This is a genomic window from Parafrankia elaeagni (genome assembly GCF_000374165.1).
In the GTDB taxonomy this organism is placed as follows: Bacteria; Actinomycetota; Actinomycetes; order Frankiales; family Frankiaceae; genus Parafrankia; species Parafrankia elaeagni.
Map to the genome: position 1 here is coordinate 159,516 of NZ_KB893711.1, position 6,800 is coordinate 166,315.

9 protein-coding genes are annotated in these 6,800 nt (G+C 67.0%); 3 read left to right on the forward strand and 6 right to left on the reverse strand.

What is annotated here, in order from left to right; all coding sequences use genetic code 11:
* Window positions 1-287: 287 nt before the first annotated feature.
* From B207_RS38045 to B207_RS0107535, 3 genes are all read right to left on the reverse strand, one after another.
* The gene (locus B207_RS38045) at window positions 288-875 is read right to left on the reverse strand and encodes a DUF4291 domain-containing protein (protein ID WP_230204889.1); all 588 of its coding nucleotides are present in this window, start codon (window positions 873-875) and stop codon (window positions 288-290) included.
* A 147-nt stretch (window positions 876-1,022) separates the two neighbouring features.
* Window positions 1,023-1,448 (reverse strand): hypothetical protein, encoded by a 426-nt coding sequence (locus tag B207_RS0107530; RefSeq protein WP_018635910.1) that lies wholly within the window; start codon window positions 1,446-1,448, stop codon window positions 1,023-1,025.
* Between the two features lie 168 nt (window positions 1,449-1,616).
* Entirely contained in the window at window positions 1,617-2,513 is an 897-nt protein-coding gene (locus B207_RS0107535) for a helix-turn-helix domain-containing protein (RefSeq protein WP_026310794.1), read from the reverse strand.
* 232 nt (window positions 2,514-2,745) lie between these two features.
* Here B207_RS0107535 and B207_RS0107540 point away from each other — a divergent pair, with 232 nt between their 5' ends.
* Both B207_RS0107540 and B207_RS0107545 read left to right on the forward strand, forming a co-directional pair.
* A complete protein-coding gene (locus tag B207_RS0107540; protein ID WP_018635912.1) occupies window positions 2,746-3,114 on the forward strand; it encodes a nuclear transport factor 2 family protein in 369 nt (122 codons plus the stop codon).
* 450 nt (window positions 3,115-3,564) lie between these two features.
* Window positions 3,565-4,215 carry a hypothetical protein gene (locus tag B207_RS0107545; RefSeq protein WP_018635913.1) on the forward strand — a complete coding sequence of 217 codons (651 nt, stop codon included), beginning with the start codon at window positions 3,565-3,567 and terminating at the stop codon, window positions 4,213-4,215.
* Window positions 4,216-4,401: 186 nt separating this feature from the next.
* Here B207_RS0107545 and B207_RS36735 read toward each other — a convergent pair whose 3' ends face one another.
* The 3 genes from B207_RS36735 to B207_RS0107560 all read right to left on the reverse strand — a co-directional run bounded on the left by B207_RS36735 (window position 4,402) and on the right by B207_RS0107560 (window position 6,089).
* The gene (locus B207_RS36735; RefSeq protein WP_018635914.1) at window positions 4,402-4,650 is read right to left on the reverse strand and encodes a hypothetical protein; all 249 of its coding nucleotides are present in this window, start codon (window positions 4,648-4,650) and stop codon (window positions 4,402-4,404) included.
* An 82-nt stretch (window positions 4,651-4,732) separates the two neighbouring features.
* A complete protein-coding gene (locus tag B207_RS0107555; RefSeq protein ID WP_154675196.1) occupies window positions 4,733-4,966 on the reverse strand; it encodes a hypothetical protein in 234 nt (77 codons plus the stop codon).
* A 481-nt stretch (window positions 4,967-5,447) separates the two neighbouring features.
* Complete coding sequence (locus B207_RS0107560) at window positions 5,448-6,089, reverse strand: CatB-related O-acetyltransferase (RefSeq protein WP_018635916.1); 642 nt, start codon at window positions 6,087-6,089, stop codon at window positions 5,448-5,450.
* A 165-nt stretch (window positions 6,090-6,254) separates the two neighbouring features.
* On the opposite strand from B207_RS0107560, the gene B207_RS0107565 reads away from it, so the two are divergent.
* Window positions 6,255-6,566, forward strand: a complete 312-nt coding sequence (locus B207_RS0107565) for a hypothetical protein (RefSeq protein ID WP_018635917.1) — start codon at window positions 6,255-6,257, stop codon at window positions 6,564-6,566.
* The last annotated feature ends 234 nt before the right edge of the window (window positions 6,567-6,800 follow it).

Consider the following 6,800-nt stretch of genomic DNA (forward strand, 5'->3'; position numbering starts at 1 on the left):
GTTTAGACGCAACGCGATTGTGTCGTAGACGCTCCGTCGTGACCTGTGTGTATGCAGGTCAAGTGCAGTGTTCGCCTTCTGTCGCCTCGCAGGCGAGTGGCCGCAGGTTCGATCCCTGCCCCGCCCACGCGCCGGTTCCGTATGATCGCTGATCATCGCAGCCGGTGTCCACGCTGGTAGTTGCCACGTAGGAAGGCATGCTGAAGATCCGGACCGTGAGATCGGTCGAATCCGTGTCGCGCGGGGCTGCGTGTCTCATCCGTTAATCACATGCGCTGAATTACCGCTTACGGGCCAGCTACGGTGGAACCGATACGTGAGGCGAGGTGTGGGTCCAGGGGGAAGATGCGCTCCGCCGGGAGCCGGGTTCGGGCGGCCAGCAGATCACCCTCTCGTACGAGTGATCTAACCTCGCGTGCGAGTGGCGTCACGTCGCGAATTTTTCTGATCCAGTTTCTTACATAGAGCTGGCTGGCTTCTGCCGCAAGACCGACCTGAACGGCGCGGGAGTCCGTTGGTCTTAGGTGAAGATCCCGATCGGGGTCCCACTGGATCCGCACCGGCCTGCTGGCCAGTGCGGATCGCCATTCCTGGTGATCCTTGAAAACTCGTCTGTCGAACGAGCTCGGGCATGCTTGAGAAAGTGCCCAGACAAAATCGTCGCGTCTGATCTTAACGGCAAGAACCCGTTCCTGGTCCTTCTTCGTGGCCCAGCCGGAGCGGTACATCATCCAAAGAAATGATGGTTTGATCCAGGTCATCCTTACGGGTAGGAACGGAGAGACGAATGTGCCTGCATCGAGCGCTGGATCGGCGATCCTGTCAGGGTAGGCCTGGTAGATCGTGACTGTCTCATCGGTGTAAAGTGCTTTCACTTTTCGCACCGACCCAGCGTGTAGGGGATGAGTGGAACCGTCAACCGGTTTTCTGAGAAGCGCGGAGGCGGAGCCGGGTGGGCGCCGTTCGCGGTGCCTTCCTAAGCCCGCGACCCCGTGAAAGTCCGTGATATCAGCGGCTTCACTTCAGGTCTGCCGAAGCGCGGTCCTGTAGGCGAGTGCGTCGAAGCGGAACGGGCCGAGGTCGCCGAGGTTCCAGCCGCGGTGGCCGGTCCGGAAGTCGCGCCAGGTGACGGCGTCGTCGGTGATGTCGACACGCGCCGTCAACGGCCCGCAGCCGGCGTCACCGCAGACGCAGCCGAGCAGGACGGTGTCGCCGGACCATGTCACGGTCGGCTCGCCGAGGAAGTGACGGCTGGGCCAGCGGATGCCCGGGTCGCGAAGCCCGGCGTAGCTGCTGGCGAGGTCGGGCTGGCCGTCGGCCTCGGCGGACAGCAGTTCGACGGCACGGGTGAGTTCCCGGAGGTCGACGCCGTTCACATACGGGCAGACGGTCAGTGCCTCGCCGGTCGGGAACGGCTCGGTCTCCAATCGGAACTCGACCCTGTCCATTGAACGACGGTACCGGCTGAGGCGGGGGTGTGGTGCGCACTTCACGGCGGACAGGGCCCGGAACCGCCTGCTCTCGTCTCGAAGCCGTACGCATCGAGACCAGCCACATCGATTGTCGAGCATGCAGGAGGGCTGCCCGAGCCCGTCGCTCACCTTCGCCGCTGTCGCCTATGAGTGCGGGGATGCGTTGAGTAGACCGGCGCTGGCGGGGTCTGCCGGGTAGAAGGTTTCGATCGCGAGCTCCGATACGGTCACGTCGGTGGGTGTACCGAACACTGTGGTGGCGGTGAAGAGTGCGAGCTCACCTCGGGGCGACTGGTAGTGCATCGGAACGACAATCGTGTTCGCTGCCCACATTCCTGCCCGAGAGCCCACCCGTTCCTGATCGCTGTTGTCCCGGTTGGTCGTCTTGCTCGTAGCAGCTTGGCGATGGTGGCCGTCGGCGTCACGGTCCCGGGCGCGGTGCCCAGCATGTGCGGGGTATCCGCTTAGTTCGGCGTGCAGGTCTCGGAGAACATCATCCCCGGCTGCTTCTGCCTGTCGTGCCAGCCGATCGAGCAGGTGCGCCTTCCATTCGGGCAGGTTCAGGATGCGCGGGGCCATGCCATCGGGATGCAGGCTGAGTCGGAGCACGTTGACCGGGGGGTCCAACAGCCACGGAGCCACCCCGGTGGTGAAAAGGACAATCGCGTCGTTCGCGGCGACGAGCTCCCAGCGCCGGTCGACGACTACGGCGGGCAGCGGCGCGAGGCCGGTGAGCACCCGATCGATCGCTTCACTCACCGCTGACATTGACGGTGAGGTCAGATCGCGCTCCGAATAGGCCGGTGCGTAGCCCCCGGCCAGCAGTAGCTGGTTACGTTCCCGCAACGGTACGTCGAGCTGTTCGGCCAACACAATGATCATTTCGCTTGTCGGGCGGGACCGCCCGTTCTCCACGAAGCTGATGTGGCGTGTCGAGACGCTCTCGCGTTCGGCGAGGTCCATCTGGGTGAGTCGGCGCTGTTCCCGCCATCCACGTAGCAAGACGCCCACAGGCTGGTCGTGCGTGCGGGGGAGGGCCATGTCATGACCCTAAGGGCCGTGCCAGGAGGTCGGCCATGACCTCTCAGGTAATCGACGGGCCGCACCGCGGCGGGCAGCATCGAGCCCGCCGTCGCTGGAACAGCTCGGGATCTCGTGGGTCGGCAGCGATGCCCGCCACACGGAATCCGGAGTCCCGGGTCCCGGTCGCCCGTGCTTCCTCGTGCGACGCCGGCGGCGTACCCGACACCGTGTCTGAGAGTGAGGACCGCCCGTGAACGACTTCGAGACTCTGGTACTGAGCTACCTCGCGGCGTGGAACGAGACCGACTCCGCCACCCGGAGGGTAGCCGTGGAGAAGATCCTGGCCCCTGATGTCCGGTACATCGATCCGATCGCCACAGCCGAGGGACACGACGCCGTCAACGAGATGATCGGCGCGGTGCGGAGCAGGTTCCCCGGCCTGACGATGACACTGGCCGGACCGGTCGACGGCCACCACGACCAGGCCCGTTTCGCCTGGGGGCTTGGCCCGGCCGGCGCCGAACCGCTTGTCGTCGGATTCGACGTGATCGAGCGCGGCACCGATGGCCGCATCGTCAAGGTGCTCGGCTTCCTCGACAAGGTGCCGGCCGGAGCCTGACCCCAGCTCCTGGGGGGCCCTGGTAGAAGCCGGCGGCTGCTTGATGGGGTGACCGCACAGCGGTGGAAGCTCCGGCACGGTCCGCGATCATCCTGGTCGAAGTGGATGGCCGGGCGGCCGTAGCCGGGGCGGCCCGCCTGGTCCTCGCCGTGGCATTTCTCGCTGTAGCGGTAGATCTCGGTTCCGTCCGGTTTCGAACTGATGCCTGCCCCACGGTGTGCGCCCTGAACTCGGGCCCAACCGTCTTGTTGCCCACTTCCAGCAGGGCCAGATCCTCGAGGGCGGAAATCGTCATAGTCAGATTCCCTTTGCCGGCTGAGGTCTGGCCTGCCAGCCTGGACGCAGAGGAGGTGAGGGGAGATGCTGGATCTACGCCACCGGCTTGGTGACCTTCCCGCCGTTCGGGGTCAGGCGCCGTGGCCGGGATATGAGCACGTGAAGGGTTGGGGGGTGTTCGGGCTACCCTTCGACACCGGCCATGTGCTGGCGCTGCGGGTCTTCCCGGAGAACGATTTCGGTCCCTACCGGACGCTGTGGCATCGCGATCCGGGAGGGCATTGGTCGATCTACGTCGATGGTCCTCGGCTCGACACGGCCTGTCCGCGCTACTACGGCCCTGCGTGTGACCACACTGGCCACGGTCGCCTCGACCTGGAGTGGGTCGGTCCGGCCACGCTCAGGGTGCGCTTGGACTCGCCGGTCCTGGACTGGCGGTTCACCGCGGTGGAGACACCGCTGCTGCGGTTCCTCAACAGTGTCAATGGCACGTTGCCGCTGTCCACGTGGCGATCCCCCACAATGCTGCACATCCGGGAACGGCTGGCAAGAACCCTGGGTATCGGCCGGCTGCAACTGGCCGGCGTCATGCCCAGCGGGCACACCGGTATCTTGATGCCACAGCGGATGTACCTCATCGACGACGCGGCCGCCACTCTCGACGGTACAGACCTCGGCCGTCCGGCTCGGCTGGGAGAAAACCCGACGATCGGCGACGTCCCGCTTCCAGCCCGCGGCGTCCTTGCGATCGGGCAAGCGGTCTGGGAGATCCGCGACCCGCAGGAGTACGCCCGCACCCGCTCGCAGACGTCCGCCGCTGCGTGACGACGACATGGCGACGATGCGCTTCTTGACGTCCCCTCCGGGCCGAAGGCCGAAGATTCCTGTACCTCGCGATACAGGTTCCTGCTTCCCAACGGACGCCGAGTACCTTTCCGCCGTCACCCTGATATCGGAGTCGACGCGCTGTCACCGCCCTGAAGGACGGGGTCTGCGCGCTACGTTTCATGGTCACACTCGGTGCTCTCCTGGCGCCGCTGAAGTGTCGTGATGGCTTCGGAGCTCCCCGCGGCGCAGGATCTGGTCGATTCGCTGCCACGCGTCGGCGGGGACGGGGCCGAGGAGATGAGACAGTCCGGACACCGGCATCCACGCGACGAGTTCGGGCACGATCGTGCCCTTGATCGGAGTGGTGATCCCGGCGTCGGCGGCGTAGTCGTCGTGTGGCAGGGGTTCGCCGGGGATGACCGGGCACGTCACGACCCGGCGCGTACCCGCCCGGTTGTACAGGTCGGCTGAAACGATCAGGGCGTGGGCTGGCGCGTCCGCGCGTGCCCAGACCTCACCCTGCTGTACGGCGGCGCAACTCCTCCAGGCGGGAGAACTCGGCGTCGAGGGCCTCGGAGGTGATCCCGAGCGCTGCGTTGCGCTGCTGTTGCCGAGCGAACCGGGCTGTCCAGATGGCCTCGGTCAGGGTCTTGTCGACCCAGGCCGACAGAGTGAGCCCGGCAGCTTCGGCCTGCGTCCGGGCGTCCTGCAGGGTCGCTTCGCGCACCGACACGCTCAGATTCGGCATGCCACGCATCATAGGACGGTCCATACCATCAGCAGTTTCACCTCGCGGCGAGATCGTCCATGTCGTCCAGTTCCTGGTCGACGCGCTGGCTCGATCACGGTTTCGCTTGCCTCCGGACCGCGGCGGATCCGTGTTCGAGCAGAACACTCATCGTCCCGTCGGTGGCCGGCGGGAGAGATGGGCCGGGTCCTGCTCGCGATCCACATTCTGGTTGGCGTTGTTTTCTCTTGACGATCCTGATGCGCCCGCCGGCGCCGATCTCCTCACTGGCTCGCCTGGCTCGGAAGGGCCGTCGCATCCAACCGAAGATCCTGAGCGGCTCGCGTTGGCGAGAGGAACTGGCGGTGACCGATCTCAGTCAGGGCTGTAGGCCGGGCTCGTCGCTCGTCGCTCGTCGCTCGTCGCTCGTCGCTCGTCACGAGTCGGTCGGCTCGACGCGGTCGGAGTGGTTGTGCGCCTTCCGGGCTTGGAGCGGCTCGTCTCAGTGAGGGGCCGCGGCCTCGAGGTCGTCGACGGTGCCGGCCATGATCGTGCGGATGTGGCGGGTGATGTGCTCGATCGGCCAGTCCCACCAGGCCAGCGCCAGGAGGCGGGTGACGTCCGCCTCGCTGTGGCGGAGGCGGAGGAGTCGTGCCGGGTTGCCGCCGACCACGCCGTAGTCGGGGACGTCGTCCACGACGACCGAGCCGGATCCGATGATCGCGCCGTGGCCGATGCGGACGCCGGGCATCACCAGGGTGCGATAGCCGAACCAGACGTCGTTGCCGACCACGGTGTCGCCGCGGTCGGGCAGGCCGGTGATGAGGTCGAAGTGGTCGGCCCAGGATCCGCCCATGATCGGGAACGGGAAGGTCGACGGGCCGTCCAGGCGGTGGTTCGCGCCGTTCATGATGAAGCGCACGCCCGCGCCCAGTGCGCAGAACCGGCCGATGACCAGCTTCTCCGGTCCGTAGTGGTAGAGCACGTTGCGGGTCTCGAACGCTGTCGGGTTGTCGGGGTCGTCGTAGTAGGTGAACTCGCCGACGTCGATCAGCGGGGAGGTGCACAGCGGTTTCAGCAGCACCACCCGCGGCTGCCCGGGTACCGGGTGCACCATGGTCGGATCGGCGGGGACGTCCACCATCACAGACCACCTCCCATCGGGTCGCAACGCTCAGGCCGCGACGATCAGCCATGGTGAGACCCAACCACGGCGCCGCGGACGCCCCGGGGATCGGCTGGTGCGCCGCCGGGCTGATGCGCGGCTTCTGCGGGCGCACGTCGCCGGACCAGGCAGCATCATCGAGATATGGCCAACGGCACCGGCCGCCCCGTGCCCGTCGGCGCGGCTCCTGACCAGGCAGCCCGCGGCGGCGAGGGCGAGCATGCGTGGCTGGTGCCGACCCGGCGGGCCAGGTGGCGGTACCGGGTGCTGTCCGCGTTGTTCGGGGCGGTGCCCGCGGTGGCGTTCCCCGTGCCGTCGGCGTGGCCGGTCGGTCTCGTCGGACTGGTGCCGGCAACCCTGGTGATCGTGGCAGCTGTCGCCTGGCGGGAGGCTGCGATCCGTGCCTGGTGCAGCGGCACCGGGTTCTTTGTGGCGACCTGTGACTCTGCTGCTTAATTCGGCTGGGTGTCGTGGGTGCGGCATGATCTCCTGTGCGGTCCGGGTCGCCTCGTGGGCCGCGGGAGGTGGGGCACATGTCGTTGCAGCCGAAGGGGCTGCCGGAGATCCCGGCGCAGACGGTGGCGGTCGCGCGGGCGGCGTTCCCGCGGGGGACGTTGGCGATGCGGCTGCGGGACCGCCTCGCCGAGGTGTTCGTCGACGAGCCGTTCACCGGCGCGTTCGGCCGGCGGG

Coding starts and splice junctions, on each gene's coding strand:
- B207_RS0107530 (WP_018635910.1), bottom strand. CDS start 1,448: ATGGACAGGGTCGAGTTCCGATTGGAGACCGAGCCGTTCCCGACCGGC.
- B207_RS0107535 (WP_026310794.1), bottom strand. CDS start 2,513: ATGGCCCTCCCCCGCACGCACGACCAGCCTGTGGGCGTCTTGCTACGT.
- B207_RS0107555 (WP_154675196.1), bottom strand. CDS start 4,966: ATGCCGAATCTGAGCGTGTCGGTGCGCGAAGCGACCCTGCAGGACGCC.
- B207_RS0107560 (WP_018635916.1), bottom strand. CDS start 6,089: ATGGTGGACGTCCCCGCCGATCCGACCATGGTGCACCCGGTACCCGGG.
- B207_RS0107565 (WP_018635917.1), top strand. CDS start 6,255: ATGGCCAACGGCACCGGCCGCCCCGTGCCCGTCGGCGCGGCTCCTGAC.